This window comes from Marinobacter profundi (assembly GCF_002744715.1).
Taxonomy (GTDB): Bacteria; Pseudomonadota; Gammaproteobacteria; order Pseudomonadales; family Oleiphilaceae; genus Marinobacter; species Marinobacter profundi.
On the sequence record NZ_KZ319367.1, the window covers coordinates 615,177 to 638,470 of the forward strand.

Annotated in this window: 16 protein-coding genes; 9 read left to right on the forward strand and 7 right to left on the reverse strand. The window is 56.5% G+C overall.

Going from position 1 to position 23,294, the window contains the following annotated elements; genetic code table 11:
- Window positions 1-24 precede the first annotated feature (24 nt).
- Window positions 25-2,388: a DUF1254 domain-containing protein gene (locus CLH61_RS02690; RefSeq protein WP_211289048.1), complete on the reverse strand. Its 2,364-nt coding sequence runs from the start codon at window positions 2,386-2,388 to the stop codon at window positions 25-27.
- A 246-nt stretch (window positions 2,389-2,634) separates the two neighbouring features.
- Here CLH61_RS02690 and CLH61_RS02695 point away from each other — a divergent pair, with 246 nt between their 5' ends.
- From CLH61_RS02695 to CLH61_RS02715, 5 genes are all read left to right on the forward strand, one after another.
- The gene (locus CLH61_RS02695; RefSeq protein ID WP_099613142.1) at window positions 2,635-3,594 is read left to right on the forward strand and encodes a helix-turn-helix domain-containing protein; all 960 of its coding nucleotides are present in this window, start codon (window positions 2,635-2,637) and stop codon (window positions 3,592-3,594) included.
- Window positions 3,595-3,797: 203 nt separating this feature from the next.
- Window positions 3,798-4,109: a helix-turn-helix domain-containing protein gene (locus CLH61_RS02700; protein WP_211289049.1), complete on the forward strand. Its 312-nt coding sequence runs from the start codon at window positions 3,798-3,800 to the stop codon at window positions 4,107-4,109.
- A gap of 101 nt (window positions 4,110-4,210) precedes the next feature.
- A complete protein-coding gene (locus CLH61_RS02705) occupies window positions 4,211-4,942 on the forward strand; it encodes a porin family protein (RefSeq protein ID WP_099613144.1) in 732 nt (243 codons plus the stop codon).
- Window positions 4,943-4,957: 15 nt separating this feature from the next.
- Window positions 4,958-5,791 (forward strand): transporter, encoded by an 834-nt coding sequence (locus CLH61_RS02710; RefSeq protein WP_170003569.1) that lies wholly within the window; start codon window positions 4,958-4,960, stop codon window positions 5,789-5,791.
- A 41-nt stretch (window positions 5,792-5,832) separates the two neighbouring features.
- On the forward strand, window positions 5,833-8,073 hold the full coding sequence (locus CLH61_RS02715) for a patatin-like phospholipase family protein (protein ID WP_099613145.1): 2,241 nt from the start codon (window positions 5,833-5,835) through the stop codon (window positions 8,071-8,073).
- 82 nt (window positions 8,074-8,155) lie between these two features.
- On the opposite strand, the gene CLH61_RS02720 is transcribed toward CLH61_RS02715, so the two are convergent.
- Window positions 8,156-9,424 (reverse strand): tyrosine-type recombinase/integrase, encoded by a 1,269-nt coding sequence (locus tag CLH61_RS02720; protein WP_099613146.1) that lies wholly within the window; start codon window positions 9,422-9,424, stop codon window positions 8,156-8,158.
- Window positions 9,425-10,400: 976 nt separating this feature from the next.
- Here CLH61_RS02720 and CLH61_RS02725 point away from each other — a divergent pair.
- A complete protein-coding gene (locus CLH61_RS02725; RefSeq protein ID WP_099613147.1) occupies window positions 10,401-11,585 on the forward strand; it encodes a helix-turn-helix transcriptional regulator in 1,185 nt (394 codons plus the stop codon).
- 8 nt (window positions 11,586-11,593) lie between these two features.
- Window positions 11,594-12,703, forward strand: coding sequence for a helix-turn-helix transcriptional regulator (locus CLH61_RS02730; RefSeq protein WP_099613148.1), 1,110 nt, complete (start codon window positions 11,594-11,596; stop codon window positions 12,701-12,703).
- An 80-nt stretch (window positions 12,704-12,783) separates the two neighbouring features.
- Here CLH61_RS02730 and CLH61_RS02735 read toward each other — a convergent pair whose 3' ends face one another.
- Window positions 12,784-14,313, reverse strand: coding sequence for a hypothetical protein (locus tag CLH61_RS02735; protein ID WP_143752060.1), 1,530 nt, complete (start codon window positions 14,311-14,313; stop codon window positions 12,784-12,786).
- A gap of 484 nt (window positions 14,314-14,797) precedes the next feature.
- Between CLH61_RS02735 and CLH61_RS02740 the strand changes: the two genes are divergently transcribed.
- Together CLH61_RS02740 and CLH61_RS02745 are read left to right on the forward strand one after the other, a co-directional pair.
- A complete protein-coding gene (locus tag CLH61_RS02740) occupies window positions 14,798-15,763 on the forward strand; it encodes an ABC transporter substrate-binding protein (protein ID WP_099613150.1) in 966 nt (321 codons plus the stop codon).
- A 103-nt stretch (window positions 15,764-15,866) separates the two neighbouring features.
- Window positions 15,867-16,784 carry a bifunctional transcriptional activator/DNA repair enzyme AdaA gene (locus CLH61_RS02745; RefSeq protein ID WP_099613151.1) on the forward strand — a complete coding sequence of 306 codons (918 nt, stop codon included), beginning with the start codon at window positions 15,867-15,869 and terminating at the stop codon, window positions 16,782-16,784.
- On the opposite strand, the gene CLH61_RS02750 is transcribed toward CLH61_RS02745, so the two are convergent.
- The 4 genes from CLH61_RS02750 to CLH61_RS02765 are packed head-to-tail and all read right to left on the reverse strand — an operon-like array spanning window position 16,781 to window position 23,267.
- Window positions 16,781-17,647, reverse strand: coding sequence for a DUF7281 domain-containing protein (locus tag CLH61_RS02750; protein ID WP_099613152.1), 867 nt, complete (start codon window positions 17,645-17,647; stop codon window positions 16,781-16,783). The genes CLH61_RS02745 and CLH61_RS02750 overlap by 4 nt on opposite strands.
- A complete protein-coding gene (locus CLH61_RS02755) occupies window positions 17,637-18,881 on the reverse strand; it encodes a hypothetical protein (RefSeq protein WP_099613153.1) in 1,245 nt (414 codons plus the stop codon). The genes CLH61_RS02750 and CLH61_RS02755 overlap by 11 nt, the downstream gene beginning before the upstream one ends.
- Window positions 18,881-19,519 (reverse strand): condensin complex protein MksE, encoded by a 639-nt coding sequence (locus tag CLH61_RS02760; RefSeq protein WP_099613154.1) that lies wholly within the window; start codon window positions 19,517-19,519, stop codon window positions 18,881-18,883. The genes CLH61_RS02755 and CLH61_RS02760 overlap by 1 nt, the downstream gene beginning before the upstream one ends.
- Window positions 19,509-23,267: an ATP-binding protein gene (locus CLH61_RS02765; protein ID WP_099613155.1), complete on the reverse strand. Its 3,759-nt coding sequence runs from the start codon at window positions 23,265-23,267 to the stop codon at window positions 19,509-19,511. The genes CLH61_RS02760 and CLH61_RS02765 overlap by 11 nt, the downstream gene beginning before the upstream one ends.
- Between the last annotated feature and the right edge of the window lie 27 nt (window positions 23,268-23,294).

Here is a 23,294-nt window from a genome sequence, read left to right on the forward strand (position 1 = left end):
CTTTGACCGCAGTATATTTCAGATCTATTTCACAGGTGTCGGATCAGGAAATGACCAACTGCCGTCGAGGAGAGCCTGACGCGGTTGATAGAGGCGCACGATGTAATTCCACCCATCGGTAATTGGTAAGCAGTTCACCCGACCGTCGTCGCAACCACCAAAGTGTACTGTTACCCCTCCATTTGGATCAGGTGTCGCCGTAAAGTTGTTGACCGAATTGATCCCGAGGTCGTTCGGTTCCATGAAGCCGTCCTTGTTGTAGACAGTAATTGAAAAAAATCCATCAACAGGGACGTCTTTGACATACAGTCTGTGGTTCACCGAGCCATCGTTTTGCTCGGGGTAGACGTTGATGTACATTGCGTCCTTCTTCGGGTTGCCCCCGAAGCCAAACGCCGTTCCAAGAAGATGGTGAATCGGGTTGAGTTTGTCTTTTTCCCCAAACATGACAGACGTGTCGCTGAGGGTGGCAGACAGAACATTGAGCGCGTCACGTACTGTACCCAGTGACTCTTCGTCCCAGTCCGGGACCTCCAACGCGCCCGCGTCTGCCTGTTGCACCGTTATCTGATCCTGCAAAGCGTTCGCCTGCAGGATGTCATCGGGATCGTTCGCATTCACAAGAGTCCGGAAAACCACCGCTAGATAACGGGTCCCGATTTGCTCCTGTGTGAACGTATAAGTGCCCGGTTCATAGATCGCAGGCGGAATCGAGTGATCCTGATTGATGAGCAGCATTGATTGCCAGCGGTCGGTTTTTGGCTTGGTAATAGTGAGTGGGGTTGTTAAATCGAAGATCCCGATAGAATACAGGGTGTCTTGATTCATGCGAATAACATCTTGTTTATCTAATGGCGTCGGCTGACGTATATGGACCATTTTTCCAAATCCGCCAGCAGTTTCATAACGCTTAAAGTACGTATCCGCTTCAGCGCGAACGAAGTTGTCGACGGTCACCTTTTCTCTCTCCTGTTTCACCATCTCCAGTTTCGGAGCCCTCCAGGAGCCGTCGAGGGCTGCTTCTGCCGGCCAATAGATGCGCAGATAAGCTGCGAATGGTCCCTTGGGTGCAGGAAGCCAGTTGGACTCCAGATCCTTGCCGGGTGACTCGTGCTGGATGTAGAGCGTGAGGCCGCCGTCGGTATCCATTTTCATGTCCGGCAGCATCGGCGAATTGATGAGGTAGCGGTCGATGGGATTGGCCACCAGCAAGCTCTCCGGCAGCTGATACATGGTGAGCGACCAGAACGCATGGGCGGGTGGCAGTTGGCCCTTCGGGAAATGCAGAGTATAGCGGTTAGCGCCGTTGAGCTTCTGATCGCTGGCGTCAGCCCAATAAATAGGGTACATCGCTTCCTGTTTTGAATTTCCCCAGATGCCCATAGTTGCGAGCCAGCGATAGAGGTAATTGTTTTTCATGAATGCGCGCGTGCCGAAAACATCGCCGGCGGTAATTTTACCTTCCGCCAATAACTTCGCGCCGCCCTCAAATTCTTTCCAGGCGTCGCCGATGCCATCCTCGAAGGCTTTCTTCATTTCAGGGGAAAGCTTCGTGGGATCAAAGGTCTTTTCGGCGCCGATGCCAACCTTGGCGAACCTCTCCATGAGCTCCTTTTCGGACGAAACAGTCGGGCTGAATTGAAGGACGAAATTCAGGATTTTGAACACCTCGAGAGAGCTTTTCTGCTCTTCCTGGCTGATCGGCTCTATGTAGTCGATGGCCGGTGCGGGCGTGGGCGCGGGCTGGCCGAGGAACTGGCTCAAGGGCTGCACCTTGTACTCCGACTGGATTCTCTTCACATTGTCGAGGTCGGTCGGATCGAAAAGCTGGGTGCGGTAGATAAGGGTGTTTATCTCGGTCTCTGACTGGATGACTTCCTTGATTCCCTGCGGTTTTTCGCCCTTCCATTTCGGGCCAGCCAGCATGATGCTACCCGCTTCGTTACCGGTGGTTCGGCTGCCGGCATAAGCAAAGTTGAACGTATAGGCGTCGATGAACTGAATCGAATAATAGCGACCTTCTGGAATTTCCGGGACGGTCAGCACGAGCGGTTCGGTCCGGAGGTCTGCACCGAGAAAGGAGTACGGTGTGTCGGAATTGGGCGTCTGGACGGACTTATCCTCCGGAGTGTAGACGCGCGGGATGTTGTGGATCTCATTCCACTGCCCCTTGTATTCGGGGTCTTCCTTGTCAACGAAGTAGGCGTATTGGATGCGGTAGCTGTCCACCATGGGATAGCCGTAGATATAGGCCTCCTTGGCGATGACGCGGGCTTCCGCTGGCGTTACAGCGGGTGCAGCAGCGCTAGCAACCCCGGCCGGCAGCATGGCCAGCGCAAACACGCTTGCAGTGGTGAATCTGAACCTGGTGTGAAGGGGTGTTTTCACAGCAATTGCTCCTGCTTGATGTTCACTTTGTCCCGTGTGGGAACCCGTGATTTGTTGATGGCTCCTTCATTAGCATCACCGGTGCGTCTCTCAGGCGCTATCAGTTATGCGCAAGACACGGTGAACCCAGGGCTGCGGTGGGCAGGGAAGACATGCGCTGAAATTATTATTGAGAGGTTTCTTGCGGTGGGGTGGCAGCGGGCTTACTGTTAATGATGTCTATCGAGAAATCGCAGGGAGCGATCCATGGGCGCGACACGTGGTATTTCAGGGAATCGTTACCAGCCTCCGGTGTTTCATGATCTGGACCAGGTTAACCAGGCCATCAGTGGTTCCAACCTGGAATTTATCCAACTGAAGTCTGGCAATCTCGACATCGCGCTTGATCATATGTCGCTGGACGACCTTTCAATTGATGTGGGTGCGGTCAACCAGCCGGTCCGTGTGGTGGGCGAACTGGACCCCGGGCGATTCAGCATTGGCGTCCTCACAAGGGGCGCTCAGGCCACCTGGAACGGCACTCATGTTGATGACTCACAATTGTTACTGTTCCCACCCGGCAGAGAGCTCAGTGGCTATGCTTCGACAATGTACGGGTGGACATCTCTGATCATTCCTACCTCGTGGATTGATGTAATCGAAAAAGCCGCTTCTCGGACGAACATAACCTCGGTGTCTTCCTTTATTGCCAGCCGTCCCGCTCCCGAAACGCTTGCGGAGCTGAGGCAGGCCGCCTCAAACGTACTTCAACTATCGAAAAGTCCGTTGACTAGTCCATCGGAAGAGTGGTTGGTGACCGATCTCCGCAATATGCTGGGTGCCGTTCTGAGTGCTATGGATGTTCCCCCGCCGAAAGTCATTTCTCAGGCCTGGGGGCATTTCATTGTCGCGAAGCGTGCCGAAAGTTATATGCGCGAGAGAACCGAAGAGCCGGTGAGCATTGATGACTTGTGCATTGCAATGCATGTCAGCCGTCGATACCTGGAATACGCCTTCGCCGATGCCTTTGGCACGAGCCCGTCCCGCTATCTGCGCCTGATGCGGCTTAACCAGGTACGCAGCAGACTAACGGCGTCAGGTGGCCAGACTACAGTCACCAATGAGGCGCTCAGGTTGGGCTTCAGCCACCTGAGCCTGTTTGCTACCCAGTACAAGAATGCCTTTGGTGAGTGCCCGAGCCAGACGCTTGCTCGGGCGACCCGATAGTCACCGAACGCCTGCTACACAACTTTTCCCTGCCAACCCGCATCCATGCGGAATCACGATAGCGCAGCCGTTGCTCACCGCACTAGAATCCACTCTCACGCAATCGGGCGTCCAAGAGTGTTCTCGATCATCAGACCATGCAAATCAAGAGACCGATTCACCATAACAGACTGGATGAAGCGCTCGCCTACATTGCAGGACATATGAAAGAAAGAATCCAGCTCGATCATCTTTCTGAAGCGTCCGGTGTGAGTAAGCGAACGCTCGGTTATCTTTTTCTACATACCTATGGCATCACACCGATGGCTTTCGTGAAACAGGAGCGACTGAAGAAAGCCAGGATGCTACTGCAGCATGCTGACCCTTCCACAGCCACTGTTACGAGTATCGCCCGAGAGTGCGGGTTCACCCACATGGGGCAGTTTTCGCTCGACTACAAGCGGCTGCTCGGAGAATTGCCATCCACTACCTTGCGCCGCCCCCACAAACACGACACGAGCCCAGACATTCAGTAATTAACCAACGCCATGCGTTTTCCTGATAGCGAGCGGACCGGTCGAGGGAAATACTGGGGACGCTTCAGCAAAGGCTGCTGTCATACAAGAGGAACTTGGTGATGAACAATGTAAAAACACTGGCAGGGGCTGTCATGATGTCGTCCACGTTGGTTCTGGCTATACCAGCAACGGCGCAGGACAGATGGAGTGGAGAAATCACTCCCTATTTATGGGCGGCTGGCATTGATGGTGATGCCACTGTCGGGGGCAGGGATGTTGAGCTCGATGTCAGCTTCGATGATCTCCTGGATAAAACCGACGTGGCGATCTCATTTCTTGGCGTTCTTCAAAGAAATCAGTTGGTCTTCTGGGGGCAGGTGGACTATCTGGATCTCGGGACCGATATCGTTACCCCAGGCGGAATCACAGGAGATGCGGATACAAAGGCCACCATTGCAACCTTGGCCGTTGGCTGGCAATTCGGCGGCTGGAAGCCTGGACAGACCTTTGACGTGCTTGTGGGAGTGCGACAACTCTCACTGGATAATGAAATCTCCCTCGACGGTGTCGGTTCCTTCGAAGGTGATCAAGATTTTACCGATGGGGTGCTCGTAGTCCGGCCAAGCCTGCCGCTTGGCGAACGGTGGCGTTTTAACCCAACCCTGTCAGTTGGGGCCGGTGACTCAGATAGCACCTACGAGCTTTGGCCTCAGTTTCAGTTTAATGCCACAGAACACCTGGCGGCACGCATAGGCTATCGGCGACTGCATTACGATGTTGAGGGTGATCGCGGCAATACGTTTGATGCTTCGTTTCACGGGGTTACGCTCGGGCTAGGGTTCCTTTTCTGAATCAGGAAATCTTAAATGACCATACAAAATGGGCATCCAGACAGCCAGTTAAGGCACACTTTGACATGCCTGTTGGCGGCCGGTGTGTTGACGTTCGGACAGGTTGCCGCAGCGGCGGACAGCCAGTCGGAGATCGCCAAGAAGCTCAACAATCCGATCGCTTCCTTGATCAGCGTACCAATGCAGTTGAATTATGATGAGAACATTGGTCCTGGCGACGCTGGTGAGCGCTGGGTTCTAAACATCCAGCCCGTGATACCGATCAATCTGAATGAAAACTGGAACGTTATCTCCCGTACCATTTTGCCCCTTATCGACCAGAACGATATTCCCGCGGGTACGGACGAAAGCGGGTTAGGGGACGTGTTCCAGAGTTTATTCTTCTCACCCAAGGCCCCGACAGCAGGCGGCTGGATATGGGGTGTAGGCCCAGCCTTGCTGTTACCAACGGCCAGCGAAAATGTTCTCGGTGCCGAGAAATGGGCTGCCGGTCCCACCGCCGTAGCACTAAAACAGGCCAGCGGCTGGACTTATGGCGCTCTGACCAACCATGTTTGGTCTTTTGCCGGCGACAATGATCGTGCGGATATCAGCACGACCTTCCTGCAACCCTTCCTGGCGTATACCACGGCAACGTTCACCACCCTCGGAGCCAATACCGAATCCAGCTATGACTGGAAGCGCGAAGAGTGGTCCGTACCGCTTAATCTGACCGCCACGCAAGTATTCAAGGTGGGCGAGCAACCCATGTCGCTACAGCTTGGGGCCCGTTACTGGGCGGATGCCCCGGATTCCGGGCCGGAAGGCTGGGGGTGGCGCATGACATATACCCTGGTTTTCCCCCGTTAGTCCGTCGGCTAAAACAACGGAACTCAATTCCGGAGCGTGCCATGGGATTCAGGCTGTTTACGGGTTTTGGCCGGTACCTTCAAACGATGGCGCTTTTCGCTGTTGTTGTAACAGCCATATCTTCCCAAGGGCTGGCCCAGACTCAAACACAACAGGGTGATCGTCCCAAAATCGGCCTTGCGCTCAGCGGTGGTGGCGCGCGCGGAGCGGCTCACGTGGGTGTGTTGCGGGTGCTGGAGGAGATGCGAATCCCGGTCGACTACATTGCCGGAGCCAGCATGGGATCGATTATTGGCGGTTTGTACGCCGCTGGCATGACCCCGGACGAAATCGAAACGGCCCTGGTTACCATGGACTGGGAGCATATTTTCAGCGACGACGCGCCCAGGGAAGACCGTTCATTTCGCCGCAAGCGCGATGATGATTTGTATCTCATCAAGGCCAAGCCCGGTATCTCGGACGATGGCGAGCTGAAATTCCCCACCGGCGCTATTCAGGGCCAGAAGTTCGATCTCGCCCTGAGAGAACTGACTCTGCCAGTTACCGCGATTACGGATTTCGACAAACTCCATATCCCGTTCCGTGCCGTCGCGTCGGACATTGGCACCGGCAAAAGTGTGGTCATCCGGTCAGGAGATCTTGCAACCGCGATGCGGGCCAGTATGGCCGTTCCCGCAATATTCTCGGCTACGGAGATAGAGGGGCGGCTGCTGGTTGACGGCGGCATTACAGATAACCTGCCGATTGATGTGGTCCGCGATATGGGTGCCGACATTGTCATTGCTGTCGACATCAGTACACCTCTGGCAGAGGCCGAGGATGTCACGAATGTATTCTCGATCACCGGGCAGTTAACGTCGATCATGACCCGAACGAACGCCGAGCAACAGATCGCCTCGCTTGCCGAAACGGATGTGCTAATCGTACCGGACCTTGGAGATATTGGCAGCGGCGATTTCCAGCGCGCTGGCGAAGCCGTGCCCCGTGGCCGTGACGCCGCGAAAGCAAAGCGCCAGCAGTTGGCGGCACTTGGTTTATCGTTAGCGGCCTATCGCGACTATGTGGCCTCACTCACCCCGCCGCCATTATCGCAATCACCGATCATCCATTTCGTACGGATCGAGAACGATTCGCCGATATCCGACGGCATGATTCGCGACCGCCTACGCCAGGCCATTGGAGAACCCCTGGACCGTAAACAGCTTGAGCAAGATATTTCAACCATTTACGGCTTGGAGCTCTTTCAGAACGTGCGTTACGACGTCGAGCAGGACGACGGCCTGACAGGATTGGTAGTCAGCGCCAAGGCTCGCAGCTGGGGGCCGAACTACGTCCAGTTTGGTCTGGAACTTTCCAGTGATGGTGAGGGGCGCAGCAGCTATAACCTGGGCTTCGCCTATCTGCGAACAGGCATCAACGGTCTTGGTGGTGAGCTTCGGGCGGCGCTTCAAGTGGGTGAGGAACCCTTGATCGCTGGCGAGTGGTATCAACCCCTCGACACACTGTCACGTTATTTCCTGAATACTGGCCTTAGTTACGGATCACATACAGTCAGCCTGTTTGATGACCAGGACCGGCTGGCTGACTTCCGGGTTACAGAAACGAGATTCGACGGAGCCCTGGGACGAGAATTCGGTGTGTATGGTGAAACGCGGTTTGGTTATCGTTACCGCACCGGTCAGGTCGAGCTTCAAACCGGTGCGCCTGAATTACCAGATTTCAGCTATGACACCGCCGAGCTGTATGGGCGAGTATCGGTTGACCGGCTGGATTCCTTTAACTTCCCGGAAAATGGATGGACTGGCCTGTTGGAGTACGCCACTGCTCGCGAAGCCCTGGGCGGCGACAAAGATTTCGATCAGGCGACTCTGCGTGGTAGCAAGTTTGCGGTTTTCGGCGATGGCCATGTGCTCGGACTGGGAGGGCGCCTGGAAACAACATTGGACGGCAACGCGGCAATACAGGACCGTTATCGTCTGGGTGGCTTCCTGAATTTGTCTGGCTTCACCGAGGACTCACTCAGTGGCCAGCAGGCGGGGATCATTGCTGCGCTCTACTACCGCCGCTTCGAGATGCTGCCGTTTCTGTCCTGGTACATCGGCACGTCGTTGGAATATGGCGGAACCTGCGAGAATCGTAACGATATCGGAGACGACGGGCTGGCAGCGGGCAGCATTTTCCTGGGGGCCGACACGCCAATAGGGCCGATTTATCTCGGAGTAGGGCAAGCAGAGGCGGGGAACAATGCCGTGTTCTTCTATCTGGGGCGGCCGATGTTCTGAGCCAGTTACTTCACAGTGTAGAGACTGTGCGCCCACCCCCCCCTGGACCGGGGTAAGTCCACAGTGTTTTTCCCAGGTCCATTCAAACCAAGCGTCTCCGACCCTCGGTTCGGCGCCGTGTCTGTTCTGAGTTCACGTAAACCGATTCGGTGAAAGTCGCATTGGCATGCCCGAGTTCTTCGCTAATGTGACGAATATCCCCTCCAGCTTCAATCGCCTGGCTGGCCCCGGTATGCCGGAGATAGTGAGTCTCTGACCGAATCGCCAGCATCTGTTTGGCTTCATCGGTAAATCCCTCCCGCTCCATTCGGTCTGCCGCGGCCACCATGGCCTGCTCATAGATCCGCTGAACCTGTCGTTTGCCGATGGCATCCCCCTTATTGGACGGCAGAATTGGAATTGATTCGCCGGGAACGGGCAGGGGGGATGGCAGTCCGAGGTGGACACGCCACCGTTTCAAGTAGCCCAGATAGGCGTCGGGTAACGTGACCTGGCGGGTTTTGTCGCCCTTACCGAAAACCGAATAGACCCAATAGGGCTCGCCATCCACGACCGTGCGCCGGAAATCACCAAAGGTCGGGGTCCGCATCTGGCTCCGGTCCACCGGTCGTGGGGCCAACTCACTGACCCTCAGGAAGAGGCTTTTCATCGTCACTATGACGAAAAGATGCCGTTCGAATTTCGCATTCTCACTTGCCAGTTCCGTCAGGGTTTCCAACAGGTACGACCATTGCCAGTCCGTGAGCCGGCGCACCTCCGCATCACGGTCCTGATTAAGGCTTGGCTTGGCATTGCGATCCCGTTTGCGAACATCAAGCAAGGGATTTCGCTGCAAGTAGTCCCGGTTTACCAGATACTTGAAGAACGTCTGCAGGGCGGTCCGGCTGGCATTCAGACTGGCCTGCGACACAGAGTAGGGGCCTTGAGCGTTTTTTGAGCGCTGCGCCATCGGCCGCCAGGCCGGGTTTGAACGTCGGAGGTCATCCTGATCGACAAATGCAGGATAGATTCCTGGGGAGACCCAGGCGGCCGGCGGGGTCTTGAGAAAGGTGAAATAACTGCTCACCGTATCGGTATCAACCTGGGAAAGCTGACGTCTCGCGATCAGCCAGAGGTAGTTCAGAAACCTCTGAACTTCGCTTCGAAATCGATTATAGGTGCCTGATACGTCGCTATATTTCACCAGGAACCGTTGGGTAACAAGGTAGTCTTGCTGAACAGAATCCTGATCCAGCGGCAGGGCGGCCAACGCAGCCCGCAAATCCGGATACAGCGCCAGTTCTGCCTGTTCGTGAATGAGTTCGGCTGTATCGAACAGCGGAAAACCGGAAAATCTGGCTTTTGAGTTCATGGAGGGGTTCTGTCTTTGTGGTCTGTCAGTTCAGGGTAATGCAATAGTGCTAATAGCCACGAAATGTCCAATACTCCCAAATATTGGACATTGCTTATATCGTCTTTAAATCAGTATGTTACCCTAATTATGCCTGCCCGTAATTCATCCTGACCCTAATTGTGACCCTGGATGCATAATCCTGAGCGCTGCTGATGGCAATTCAAGTGCGTGCTATTCCGGCACAGGACTCTCTGAACATATGACAGCCAGTTTGCGCCACGAATCCACACCCGCGACCCTTCATACGTCTCGATCGCGCAATACCGATATACCACCGGAAGCGACTGAGGATTTTCAGAGTGGGTGTTGGCACAAACAATAAACCATGGACACCGGCGAGCGTGAAGCAGAACGGCCAACTTCCGTTGGCAATGGATCTGCGATATGTCGGCGCTCGCTTGAACGATGTAAATCGGGGATGAAGTTCTGGGTCAGGTCTGAGATTGTTCCTGTGCAAGATTCCTGTTGGAGCACGATCACTCAAAACTCCGGACCAGGCTCACACGGTTCCCAGATAGCGTGGATTCTTCGGCTCTGTTTTCGATTCAATGGATCAGGCACTCCTGGATCGGTTAACGGCCATCCCGGGCGATGGGGTGCAGCTAGATGTGCCGCGCAGGTACAGCTGCGAGATGCTCGAATGCGGTTCCCTTATCCCAGGGCGCCCAATGCTGTACTGCGCATAATGTATATTATGTTAAATGCCGTATTCACCAACGAATGTCAAAGAGGATTTCCGGTAAACGAAAGCAGCGCAGAAGAATTGTATTTGCGGAAGGTTTTACGGTTTTTAACGTTTTTTGGTTCCGGAATTTACTAACCTGTTGAGCAAGAAAAGGATGCACCGTGACAGTTGATAAAAAACAATAACGTTTATGTCTCACGCCCGCCAGTAACAGCATGCAGCTGCCGGAGACACAAGGATCCCGCTATCGTGACCTATCCGGACGTTCCCATATCACCAAACTCCACCCCGGAAACTTCCTTGCCTTTTCCCTCTCTGGAGGGCGAAACATTGCTGGCGTACAACACGCTCGTCAGCACTCTATATCGCTGCCTGCATGACAATGCCGGTTTCCAGCCGTTCTTCGATAGCTTCCAGCAGCACTTCAAGGCACTTCAGGGTGGTATTCTGGGGCTCTCCACCAACCCCCTGCGAATGGTTTATGGTTGGACGTTTGGTTACCCGGAAGGCTTCGAAGAGTGGTACATCAACAGTGATCTGCCGGAACGGGATGAAGCTCTGACCCGATACGTCCAGCTTCCGCCTCGCCAGTTTGATAGTTTTTTGCGTGGCGACACCAGTCGCACAATTCTCGATATTCTGGGCCCGGAAAGCAGGGCCTGGGCCGAGCAAGTGGGAATGGGTGACAGTGCTGGCATGCTGGTTACCCGGAAGAGCGGCACCAACGTGGTTTTCATGGCAAATCGACACAAGGAATTCGGCCCCTACTCTGCCGACGAGCTGCTGCAGATGAACCTGCTGGCCCCCCATATTGAAAATGCCGTTGCTTTGCATATGAAGCTTTACGAGACGCGCAGCGATAACCAAAGCCTGGCGATGGCACTCAATCATGTGAAGAAACCGATAATTGTATTCAACGCGCTGGGCAATATTGCCCAGGTAAACGATGCAGCCCTGACTCTGCTGGACAAAAGCAAGGGGTTGTCCATTTCCGGCAACCAGCAGCTGCAAAGTGCTGACAGCCGAATCACGCGCAAGCTCCAGGACGCCATCACCACTTGTATCGTCCACTCCCATAAGGGCTTGCTCTCGCCGCAGACGGTATTTGCCATCAGCCGCGGTGAACGTATTGCTGTGTGTCTGACACCCCTGATTGCCGAGAGTGCGGAAAATAACGGGGTTCTGGCTGAATTGTTCGGTTTTGACGCCTCGCTGGATCCGGATCTGCCGCGACTACAGAGGCTGTTCCAGTGCACTCCGGCTGAAGCCGCCGTCGCCGCGGATCTGACCGAGGGATTGAGTGCCACTGAGATCGCCGATCGAAAGCAGATTTCTATCCATACTGCCCGCCAACACATCAAGAACCTACTGGCGAAAAACGGTTATCGCAAGCAGACCGAACTGGTGTCAAAGCTGGTAAGGGCCTTGGGGTAAAGAAAACGATGACACTGGAACTGCAAAATGAGCACTCCCTGATTCAGTCCCTGTATGGTGCCTTGACCGATCGGGAAGGTTTTCACGGATTTCTGGAAAAACTGATTGGCACAGTTAACGGCTGTGCTGCTCAGTTGCTGGTTGTGCGCAAGCACCCCTTGCAGATGGATCACCTTTGGTATCACGGACTCTCCGATGAGTTCCTGGGCTGGTACCTGGAAAACAACATGATTGCCCAGGATGTGGTCACCAATCACGCCATTAACCAGTCCCCCGGTCTGTTTCAGTCCGCCCTGCCATTGCTCCCGGATTTCCAGCCAGGCCAAGACTACTCGAGGTGGGAAAATGATCAGGATATGCTGGACTCCGCCTGGCTGGTCGTGGATAGCACCCCTACCCATACCTTCCTGTTGACCATCCAGCGTACGGTGGCTCAAGGGCCCTATCGGGAATCAGAGCTGCAATCCCTTAACCGTTTGGTGCCGCATATCCGACAGGCCGTTCTGCTTAACCGGCAACTGGAATCACGAAGCAAAGCGGCTTCCTCGCTGGCTTCCGTGATAGAAGTACTGCCCGATGCCACCTTTGTACTCGACAGTCTTGCTAGCGTTTTGTATTCCAACAAGACAGCCCGCAACCTGATTCAACGGGAACGCTGTTTGGGCATCCGTCATGATCGATTCAGCTTCGCAGAGAAAGACTTGCAGGCGGCTTTCTTCCGAACATCTGCCCAGGTGGTTCGCTCCAGCATGGGCAAGGAAAGTTATTCTTCTGAAACTCTGTTTCTCAAGCGAGAGGGCCGTACTCCACTGATCTTTGTCATACGGCCGATTGAAAGCAGTGAGTTGCTGGCCGGGGGAGCTCTGGTCACCGTGTATGACCAGGAGAATCGCGCCCTCCCGAGTGCTGAGCACATCGCCGCTTATTTTTCGCTGACGCCCGCCGAGGCCCAGGTCTGCGAAAATCTCGTTGCAGGGATTGATCCCCAAGGATGTGCCGAACGGCTGGGACGCAGCGTTGCTACAGTACGTTCGCAGATCAAACAGATCTTTCAGAAGACCGACTGTTCGCGACAAGGGGAGCTGATCAGCCGGATTCTGTCGGCTTTGTTACATTAGTGGTTACGATAGGCAGAAAATAGGACTGGCGCACCCTTGTGGGCACGCCAGCCCTGTCAACCATCAGAAATGGTCAGTGCTCATTGTTGTAGCGGCTTCAGCTCGCTGACATAAAAGCCAAGCAGGCTTTCGGTATCACCGTCGATGTGCCGGAAATCCACCAATGCCCATTCTTTACCGTCACGAGTCTTGATCGGGGCAAACACCCAGTGCCCCGTAGAGAAATCGTCGGGATTAGTTTCTTCGTAAAGAAGCGTGCCGGTACCGGTATTTACCAACCAGAAATCGATAAGGGTAGACTCCTGGTCGTTCACATACAGGACAGAACCGGTGCCACCGGATTGCAGGGATACCTGAGCCGAATCGGCTTCACCCACCAGGTCAAACTCGAATTCCTTGCTCATTCCGTCAACAAAAACGTCACCGGTACGCTCGACAATAATCGTGCTCTTATTGCCTGCCAGGTCGCTTAGCTCCACATTGAAGCGACCAACCCGGCGAAAGGCAAATCTGTCCTCACCCGCCGGCGTGAACTGCAGATCTCCATAACCGGTCAGTTCGGTCGCAGCACTGAGCCCTCCGGTGCCGCTGCCATCGTAGAATCCGCCAGGACCGTCTGTTTCCTCTTCGATTCCGGTAACCAGGAAACTCCCATCGGCTAAACTGTAGGTGCCCCATTCGGAGGAAACCGCCACAAGATCGGTACCTTCGTACACTGCGCCATTGGTGTTATGGGCGATCACGTAGTGGCTATCATCCAGAACGGTCAGCACGTTGAAACCATCCCCTTCTGCCAGATACCAGGCGCCAATATAGGGGTTGCCGGAGTTTTTGACGGCCTGGAAAGGCGTCGCCGCGCCCTCCTCGCTGGCAAAATGTAACTCGTCGCCCACCAGTTGCACGTTCTCCACGCAATCCCCGAGCCCAGGACAAAGCCCCCCTTCGCCACCTTCAGATTCGCCGATCACGGTGATATTCAGCGCCCCGGTTACCGGATCCCAGGTGTAGGTGCCCCACTCTGCCGTTGCCGCACCCTGATCATCATTGCCATATTTATGGGCAACGATGTAGTGGCCGCCGTCCAAAAAGGTCAGCACATTGATTTCTTCGCCATTCGGGCCCTGACCATTGCTGCTTTCACCGGCGGGTTCGACAAAGATCCAGCTTCCGCGCAGGTCGGCCTGCTGAGAAGCATAGAAATGGGATTCGGCATCGTCCGCACTGATCAGCGTTTTGTTCGTAGCAATGGCCACCTCATCGGCAAACTGGGTTTCAAACGTGGCAGCGGGTTGATCCAATACCAGCACGGCATTTTCCAGCGCCTGGTGGGTGCCATCGGTGATGGCAATGCCGTTATCCGGGTTGCCATCCTCGTCCAGACTTTGCAGCAACCGCAGGATATTGGTCAGCTGGTCTGCGGAACTTCCGCCATCCGTCATGTCAGCTGGTGTGATACGCCCGGTTGCGGGTACAGGCGGCAACGCAATACCCCCGATACTGAAGGTCACCGTTTCACCCTCAACGTACTCATATTCGCCCAGTGCGCTGGTGTACCCGCTCTGCGTTGCAGTTTGATATTGAATATTCGCGACTGCACTGTCGGTGAACACACCGGTTCTGGTGACTTCCGTGGGTGAAGGCGGGGTCGCCGGTTCGCCAGACGGCTCGTCAGAGGACGAGCCGCCACCACCACAGCCACTGAGTACCACTGCCAGGGCCAGCGAACCGAATTTGAATGCTTTCATATTTCCTCCAGATATCGAAACAATCGGAGGTAACAGGAGAATATTTTTTTATGCCCTCCGCATCCCCCAAATTGGGTATGCGGAAGGTTCCGGACACTTTCATTACTGTCCACGAATGCGGACATCCCTGTCCTGAAATTCGGACATCCATGTTCAGTCAGCTGGACAAACGACCCACGTTCAAATCGCTTTATCCGATAACATCATTAGCTTATCGACGTTTCTCAAGTCTGGCTCGAATTTTGAATGTTTGTGAGATGCAACTCCCGGGATTCTCCGGAATCCGGAAGAGAGCAGCCCGCAAGGGCTGTTTGTTTCATCAAACTCCAATAACAACAAGGATCATTACATGCGCTTGCTCATGCTGAGTCTCTTCCTGTTAAGCCCGTTCTGTTTCGGTAAGACGGTCGTCATTATCGAAAGTTATCACAGTGACTATAAATGGGATGCGGACTACATCTCCGCCATCAGCTCGGTATTGGCGGAAGATCACGAGATCCATATTCTCGAGCTGGATACCAAGCGCCTGCCCAGATCTCAGTGGCCGGAAAAAGTGGCGGAGATACAGCAGGCGGTAACCGTGATCCAGCCAGATATTGCGATTCTCGGGGACGATAATGCGTTTTCGTTGATGGCCGGTGATCTTGTTGAACGGCAGGTTCCGGTGGTGTTTTTCGGGGTAAATGGCGGACCGCAACAACACCCGCTGCTGAACCACCCTCTGGTTACTGGCGTTCTGGAGCGCCCTTTCTTTGGGGAAAGTATCCGCCACTTGCGAAAAATTCTGCGGCCCAGCGAACGCTTCCTGGTGCTGATGGACGACTCTCCCACCATGCGCAACGCAGTCAGCGAATTTTTCGGGGAAGCACGGCAGGCGACACTCTACGGATCCCGACTGGACATCGTTCTGACCAACCAGAAGGACACCTGGTTACAGGCGGTATTCAGCGCTCACGAACGCTTCGATGCGGTCATCGTGGGCACCCACCACACCATCAGGGATGCTGCCGAGAACTATGTTTTGCCACAAGATCTGATGGCTCAGGCGTTCGCCCGGGCTCAAGTGCCTATTTTTTCGTTCTGGGATATTTTTATCGGCAAGGAGCAAGGGATTGGTGGTTTTACGGTATCCGCATATCAGGAAGGTCTTACCGCAGCCCGTTTGGCTTCGCTGATATTAAACGGCGTTAAACCGGACAGCATACCGCAGCTAAAATCCTTGAGCGGTCATTACGTGTACAGCACCAGTGGCATGAAACATTGGAATCTGAAACTCTCCTCGCTGATTTCCAGCCAGTCGAGCTTTGTCGATTAAGGGCCCAACCATTGCGCCCGGGAGCAAGATTCGGATGGAAACCTGGTGCCGAGTGAGGTCTCATAGGGCTATCAGATAATCCATTGCTGACCGAAGATGAACCATGCCGATAGCCAAGCCTAAGCCCTCTGAAAAGCATATACCGGACGCAGATCCTGCACGAGAGCGGTCAGGCCGGGACCCACAGGTTACGGAGCTGATCGGGATTGCCCGTCATATCGAGGCACATTCCGATCAGCGCCTGACTCTGGCGACGCTGTCAGGCATGGCCGGCCTGTCGCCGTCCCGGTTCCAGAAAGTGTTCAAGAACGCCTTCGGAATTTCGCCGAAGGCGTACCAGGATGCCATCAGGATGCGGCTTTTCAAGCAGGCCCTGACCAGCGGTGGCAGCGTGACGGATGCCATTTTCGAGTCCGGTTTCAGCTCCGTAAGTCGCATCTACGGTGAGCCGTCACGGACGATGGGGATGGCGCCGAAAACCTATCGTTCGGGTGCACCCGGGGAGCACATTGTTTATTGCAGCCGCCCTACCCGCCTCGGCCTGCTGCTGATGGCGGCTACCGGAAAGGGCATCTGTTTCGCGCAGTTCGGGGACTCGGAACAGGCGCTGCTGGCCGCCCTCGCGGCAGAGTTTCCGAGGGCAGCCCTGACGGCCTCTCCGGCAAAAGATGCCCCGGAACTGGACGCCTGGATGATCGCACTGGATCGGCACATCAGCGACGGTGCGCCACGGCCAGAGCTGCCGCTGGACATGAGGGGAACCGCATTCCAGGTGAAAGTTTGGCAGTTTCTGTTGAGTATCCCGGAGGGTGATGTGGTCAGTTATCGCCAGGTGGCCGAGAACATCGGTAATCCCAGGGCAACCAGGGCTGCGGCCTCCGCCTGCGGCAAGAACCGGATCGCGGTCCTTATCCCTTGTCACCGGGTATTGCGCGGCGACGGTGGCCTTGGCGGTTACCGCTGGGGTCTGCAGCGCAAGGCGGCGTTGCTCGAGGCGGAGCACAAAAACCGGCCGGACTAGGCCAGCAGGTCTTCTAGCCGCAACACCTCCAGCTCCAGCTGCCGTTGCACAATGTGCTCCTGCATAACGGCGAGCTCTTCAGACTCCATACGGGCCCGCAGTTCCGCCAGGTCGCCACTGCCGCTTCGCTCCTGCACATGTTGCAATTGCTGCAGTGCCGCGCGCTGCTGGCGATGGACACCGGGCTGGTTGACGCCGGAGTCACGGCAGAGCTGCGGCCAGTCACGGGGTACAAACAACCATCCTTTGCCAGCCTGCAGCGCCATCACCAGACCTGCCGGATCGAAGTCAAAAAACAGGCCCAGTCTCTCCGAGGGTTGAACGGCCATCAGTTCGGTCGCCGCGCGCTGGTTCTCCCGATGCCCCCGGTACAACAGGACGGCATCACTCCAGCCGTCCGGCAAGCGGATTTCCGGCCAGTGGGGCATCAGCGCGCCGTTCTCGATGACCACCAGCGGTTGCCCTTTCAGGGCATCGGCATCCAGCTGCTCCGGCACCACGCTCAGCACCGCCCCGGGAGGCGTCCGGACCGGACTGCCGCTGACCCGGATCTCGGCATTCCCGGCCGTCGCCATAACCAACAGCCGGCCAAACACCGAATCTTTCGCCAGTTTTTCGCTGCTGTCGTAGCGGGCCATGGCGAGCCGTCCACCATCCCGGGCGTCAAACAAGGGGTCAATACCATGGACCGACCGGGCGTACTCCCGCAATCTTTGTCTGTCCTCGGCGGAAAAGTGAATCTCACCAGCAACGATCCGGCCCGCACCGGTCTCCTGGTGGATGGCCTCCCAGGTCGGATTGCGACGGACCGACGACCTGCTCCGTCGGAGCAGCCGCTCAATGGCGGCCAGTTCAGCGGACATGGGGATTTCTCAGGGTCAGGTCGTAAACGTAAAGGTTGTCGGGGAAGACCGCGTCCGGCTCCTGGTGGTAGGTAAGCTCAATGTACTGCTGGTCATTGCGGGACAGCGTTTCAACCTCGCTGACAATAGCCTGCAGCCAGGATGCCCGATCTATCTCCAGCCCGGTCGCAGCCAGTGCCTCGGATGCCCGCAGCTCACCGCGGCCCAGCCCGCCTTCAATCACCGTCTGGATGAGTTCCTCGATTGCACTGTCGACAGGGTCTTCTTCTTCCTGGATGGTTTCTCCGTCTATGTCGAAATCGACGGCCTCTACGGCCCGGGCGCCGGTATTAACCGGCGCCTCCGGGGGCAAGGTACGGGCGGAGGCCGCCAGTTCAATGAGTTCCAGATCGTCGGCGGGGTCGTAGATGTCGCCAAACGAACGCATCAGGAACGGGCTCACCGTGTTCAGTTCCGGCGGGCAGGCTTCCAGGTCCAGATGGTCGATCGACGGCACAAACCCGCGATGGGTGACAAAGTGCGCCTCGAACGCGCCAATCAGCCGACTCAGCCGTTGGTCCTCCCGCATCCGCACCAGCAGGATACGCAGCTGGTTGAGGGCGTAGGACAGGTTTTTCTGGCATTCTTCGAGGGTTGCCGGCAGGTGCTTCAGTAGCAATCTCTTGAGAAAGGCATCGCTGCCAGCCTGGTCGGCCAGTTCCCGGATGCGGAAGCTGTCAAACAGGGTAATCAGCCGCCCGGCCCGCTCAATGACCTGCTCGTTCTTGCGAATCCGCAACTCCAGGTCGGTGATATAGGTGAACCCGGTGTTTATGTAGCTGGAAAAAGCATCGGTTGCGCTGCGAATATCCTCGATGACATCCGCCAGGCATTCCTTGATTTCGCCTTCCAGGCGCTCGATGTCGCTGAGCGCGCTTTTCTGCTTGGCTGCTTTGTATTCATCGAACAGCTCGTTAAGCTGGCGCCAGAGGGCATCGACCTGCTCACTGGCAAATCGCCGCCGGTCCGATTCGGTGATGTGATCAAGAAACTGCACCAGGACCTTCTTCAGCTGGAGATCCTCGCTCTCGCCGATACGCCAGACCAGGCGGTGGTGCTCCAGGGTTTCGATCAGCCCGAGGTTTTCATCCGCATCGGGAATCCGGTTGCCATTGCTGAGGTGTGCCTCAAGGATGGCCTCGCCATAGGTCGCCAGTGCCCGCAAAGTGGAATGGGCGTCGTGTGACCGGGCCATCAGTGCAGCCTCATCTGGCTGTCTTCGTCCGCATCATCGCTGCGGATGCCTTCATGGGACTGGATGTAAGTCATGGCATCGTAGAGCCAGCTCCATTTTGCGGTGGCACGGTACAGGCTGCCACTGGTCCCCAGGGGCTTGAGGTAGCCCGCTTCGACCAGCCGGGTCATCACTGCGCGGATCTGCCCGGCGCTGTCGGAGCGCTTGGAGCGGAAGAAATTCTTTTCGGTCAGCGAGCGCAGCCGGGTTTCCAGCGTCGGTACATTGGCGATCCGCTCGAGCATGGCGCCCTCGGAGAGTTTCTCCCCCGGCAGCAACGGCCGCTCACTGGACTCCAGCACCATCACCAGGCGCAGGAACTGAACCAGAGCCTCGAGATTGTTGGCAACTTCACGGAACTGCTGACGAACAGCCTCCCGGGCGACCGGATCGGAAACATCGAGGTAGGCACAGACCCAGGCGTCGTGGGCACTGGTCTGCCGCAAAGTCCGATTGAGTTGCCCCAGAAAACTGTTCACCTTGCGCTGGTGTTCCGGCAGCAACAGGTAGTTGTAGATGTCGTCGTGGCTGAATTCGCAGACCACCTGCCCTTCCAGTAAAACGGTAACAGCGCGCTCAAAGAGTGGATTACTCGACATCGGTTGCCTCCCCGGCGGTTACAGCCCGGTCGCTGCTCAGACCGGCAAACAGGTTGGAGCGGGTGGTGGTTGCACGGGCCGACTCATAGGTGTGAACCCGACCGTTTTTCAGGGATATCTTGTTCTCGAAGAACCGGCGAAGTGCGCGGTCCAGCTTCGGACAGGCAGAGATCATCGTCAGATTGTTGTGCTCAAGCATTTCCGCCAGGCGGGCAATATTGTTGTCACTCAGGGTGCCCAGCTCATCGATGGGCCAGGTAATCCGGGTGCTGAGATCCGGGCAGAGGTAGCGGGTCAGCCCCATGAAGACGGCCATGATCGCGAGATAGGTCAGGCCGGTGGAGCTGGCCGACAGGAAATCCGCATCGGTGCGGATAACCACCTTGCGCCCGTTCTCCATCATTTCCAGGTGCATGTCGACCATGGACTCGATACTGTCTTTCACCCGGGCGTCACTGAGGGTATCGGTCACCAGCTGGAACCGCCGCAACAGCGCTTCGCTGGGTAAGTCCCGCTTGTGGAGCTGGCCCCAGTCATGCCAGGCGTCGACAAACTCTTTCAGGGGTTGCCAGGTTTCGTCCTCGTAAATGCGCGGGTGCAGTACCACGCGGATGTCGCTGAGCGAGTCGATTTGCTGGTCGGTGTTGATCTTGCGCTTCAGCAGGCTGGAGACGGATTTCACTTCGCTGGCCATCACCTCCAGGCCTTCAAAATACTTCACCAGGCTGCCGGCTTCCGACATGAACTGGTCAACCAGGGCATGGCGCAACTGGGGAATGTCGGTATCCAGCAGTTCCCGCAAATCGGGAACCCGGGCGAGTTTGAACGCTTCGTCGTGTTCAAATACCTCGTCCGCAAACCGGTCACGCCGGTAAGCGCTCAGTTTTTGCCACGACTTGTGGATCTGGGTGTTGTGATACTGGTTGAGCACGGCGGCCGCCCGGTCAAAGGTGGCCACCACCTCGCGGCGGAGCTGGTCAAGTTTCTGGTGCGCGCTCTGGAGTTCCCGGGTCAGGTCTTCCAGGTTGCCGGGGAAGCCTTCGCCGGTCATCTCACCGGCAATCCCGGCAATCCCGCCAAAGTGGCGCAGTACGCCCTCGGCTGCTTCGATGCGTTCCTTCAGCTGTTTGATAGCACCGCGATGCTCCTCCACGACTGCTTTGAGCTTAACATCCTGTTCCTTGTAGGCTGCTTCGCCCGCCTCCCGTTGCCGGGTCAGCGTGGCCAGTCCGGATTCCGCAGCATTGGCCTGCTCGGTCAGACTTTCGACACCGGCCCACTCGCGTTTTCTCCAGGCCTGATACTCCCTGACCAGATCCTCGGACGCCACAACGGCATCCACCGTTGCCTGAAGTGCCTCCAGTTGAGTACGGGATTGCTGGACAACCTTCGGGTCGATGCCGTCTTCCGCCAGGCGCTGGTCATGGACCTGCTGTTTCTGCTGCAGGCGGCTCTTATGTTCCTGTAGCGCAGAGGCCATCATCTCCGAAATCTTGTCGATATCTCCCTGGAGATCGGCCTCTTTTTCCGACCAATGTGCCCGCAGATCCATTAGTTGTTGCTGGAACTGCGCCTCTACCGCCGTGATGCCGGCTGCAGTTTCTTCATCAAAGGCCTGCAGCTTGCTTCTGGTAGCCTCGTATTCCCGGGCGAACTCTGCGACGCGCCGTGACAGTGTTTCCGCAAGCCGGGCCTTGGTGCTTTCCAGCCGGGTCCTGGCGTTGTCCAGGGTGCGTTTAATAATGGTAAATTCCGTTTCCAGCCGGTCCAGGGCATCGGACCGGGATTTGTAGGCCTCCTGGCGACGCCTGGCATCCCGCTCGGTTTCCGTGCGTTGCTTCCAGACCTGTTGCCGACGCTCATCGAGGGCCCGGCCACGGGCCTGCAATTCTTCCTCCGAAGCCGCAAATTCCGGTATCGGCAGTTCCCCGATCTGAAGCGACCAGCCCATGACGGTATGGCGTTGGCCACCCGTCGCGTCCCGGGAGGAGAAAACCGGGGCAAGATCCTTGCGGTGTAACAACGCAGGATCAATGACCCTGGCGATGGTCGTCCCCCAGGCGGGATCCTGGCTTCTCAACTGCGATAGCCAGCTGCCGTCTTCCGGAGCGATTTGCCGCTGCAGGACATCAAACTCCTGTTCCAGTCGCTGCACCGTCTCGTCCATGGTGGCAACCTGGTCCTGTGCGACTTTCCAGTCCCGCTCAGCCTGGTCCCGTTTCTTCACCGCTTCCAGCCGGTTTTCATTAACCGTGGCGACCTGCTCATCCGCCACTGCGACGGCCGCTTCCGCTTCCGTGATCTGCTGCCGCTCATCCGGGGTCTGGCTCGGGTTATCCCGTAACGCCATCAGCCGTGCCTCGTCACTGGATAACGCCACCCGCTCCGAGGCCCGGGCCTCCTTGTAGCGGGAAATGGCGTTCGCCTGTTCGATTTCGACCGCCTTGAGCTTCTGTTCATGCTGGTGGCGAGCGTTTCTCAGTACCTCCTCCGCACTGGCCCGCTTATCCCGGCGCTGGCCCTGCAGCTTGTCGAACTCCCGCTCGGCCTCTGCACGGTCACGCTCGAATTCACCTTCAAGCCGAGACACCTTGCCGGTCAGTTGCTCATGGTCTGCCCGGGCCGTTGCCAGCCGCTGGCGATAATCGGCCAGGTTACTGAAGTCCTGGACTTTGGCGGGCACACCTGCGGTTTCATACTGCTCATTCTGGTGATGAAGCTCGGTCAGCTGACTGTCCAGTTTGCTGAACTCATGCTTTTTCCCGACAATCCGGCGGGAGAACTCGCTGTCTGCCTGCGCAAAAGCCTCGCGCAGGTTTTGCCGCTCCTCGTCCAGGCGATCCCTCTCGCGGGTCAGTTCCGCCCGTTTCTCGTGCGCCTCTTCAACCGACGCCTTCAGATTGGCAACGGTTTTGTCGGTCTGCTGCAATATGGCCAGTCGTTCGGCGTCCTTGCGCAAACAATCGCGAATCTTGTCCTCTTCCCTGGCAAACGCGGCGAGACTGCGGATATCCGCAATGAGGTCCTTGCGGTCGATGGCGCGGGGCCGGCTATGCTGGTGAATGTTCTCGAACTGGGTTTCACAGATCATCGTCTTGAAACTGCTGAGCAAACGATTTTTGTTCAGCACCACATGGGTCAGCCTTTCGATATGGCTCATCTGGGTGTCCCGGTTGCCCAGTCCGAAATCGGCGGACAGCGCTCGCAACCAGCGGGCGTCGGCCGGCAATCGTTTTAACAGCTTCTGGTTACGCTGGATGATGGCACGGTAGTTGGTAATGGTATCGATGATCTTCGACACCGTTACGCCCTGCTGACGCAGCCCCGCGAAGATGTCATCGGCACTGGCGCCGGACTGCATCAGCGTTCGGATTTCCGGCGCAAAAAAGGTCTCTTCCGCCGAACCGTTAACAAACCGGTAGCAGGGTTTGCCCTGGCTGTGGCGGAACATCACCGCGCAGCACAGGCCCGAGTAACGCCGGTATTCAAAGATGATCAGACTCTGGAAGGTGGGCAGGTAATAGTCGAGGAACGACAGCTTGCCCGAAGCCTTGGTCACAATACGCTCGGGTTCCTCGCCGAAGAACGCCGGCACCAGCGACAATACCGACGTCTTACCGGCACCGTTGACCCCGCCAAGGTGGGTCCGTTCCCGACATTCAATCCGGATGGTGCGACCTTTTACCTGGTCAAACGAGTGATGAAGAATAATGCTCTCAAGTCCGAAGATTTTGTCGTGGTCAGACAAAACGGTGCTCCTTGGCAGAGGGATACG

Bases quoted from the DNA above. Each gene is read 5' to 3' on its own strand.
- CLH61_RS02695 (WP_099613142.1), top strand. From the start codon at position 2,635: ATGGGCGCGACACGTGGTATTTCAGGGAATCGTTACCAGCCTCCGGTG.
- CLH61_RS02705 (WP_099613144.1), top strand. From the start codon at position 4,211: ATGAACAATGTAAAAACACTGGCAGGGGCTGTCATGATGTCGTCCACG.
- CLH61_RS02700 (WP_211289049.1), top strand. From the start codon at position 3,798: ATGAAAGAAAGAATCCAGCTCGATCATCTTTCTGAAGCGTCCGGTGTG.
- CLH61_RS02715 (WP_099613145.1), top strand. From the start codon at position 5,833: ATGGGATTCAGGCTGTTTACGGGTTTTGGCCGGTACCTTCAAACGATG.
- CLH61_RS02750 (WP_099613152.1), bottom strand. From the start codon at position 17,647: ATGTCCGCTGAACTGGCCGCCATTGAGCGGCTGCTCCGACGGAGCAGG.
- CLH61_RS02710 (WP_170003569.1), top strand. From the start codon at position 4,958: ATGACCATACAAAATGGGCATCCAGACAGCCAGTTAAGGCACACTTTG.
- CLH61_RS02760 (WP_099613154.1), bottom strand. From the start codon at position 19,519: ATGTCGAGTAATCCACTCTTTGAGCGCGCTGTTACCGTTTTACTGGAA.
- CLH61_RS02740 (WP_099613150.1), top strand. From the start codon at position 14,798: ATGCGCTTGCTCATGCTGAGTCTCTTCCTGTTAAGCCCGTTCTGTTTC.
- CLH61_RS02720 (WP_099613146.1), bottom strand. From the start codon at position 9,424: ATGAACTCAAAAGCCAGATTTTCCGGTTTTCCGCTGTTCGATACAGCC.
- CLH61_RS02730 (WP_099613148.1), top strand. From the start codon at position 11,594: ATGACACTGGAACTGCAAAATGAGCACTCCCTGATTCAGTCCCTGTAT.
- CLH61_RS02755 (WP_099613153.1), bottom strand. From the start codon at position 18,881: ATGGCCCGGTCACACGACGCCCATTCCACTTTGCGGGCACTGGCGACC.
- CLH61_RS02745 (WP_099613151.1), top strand. From the start codon at position 15,867: ATGCCGATAGCCAAGCCTAAGCCCTCTGAAAAGCATATACCGGACGCA.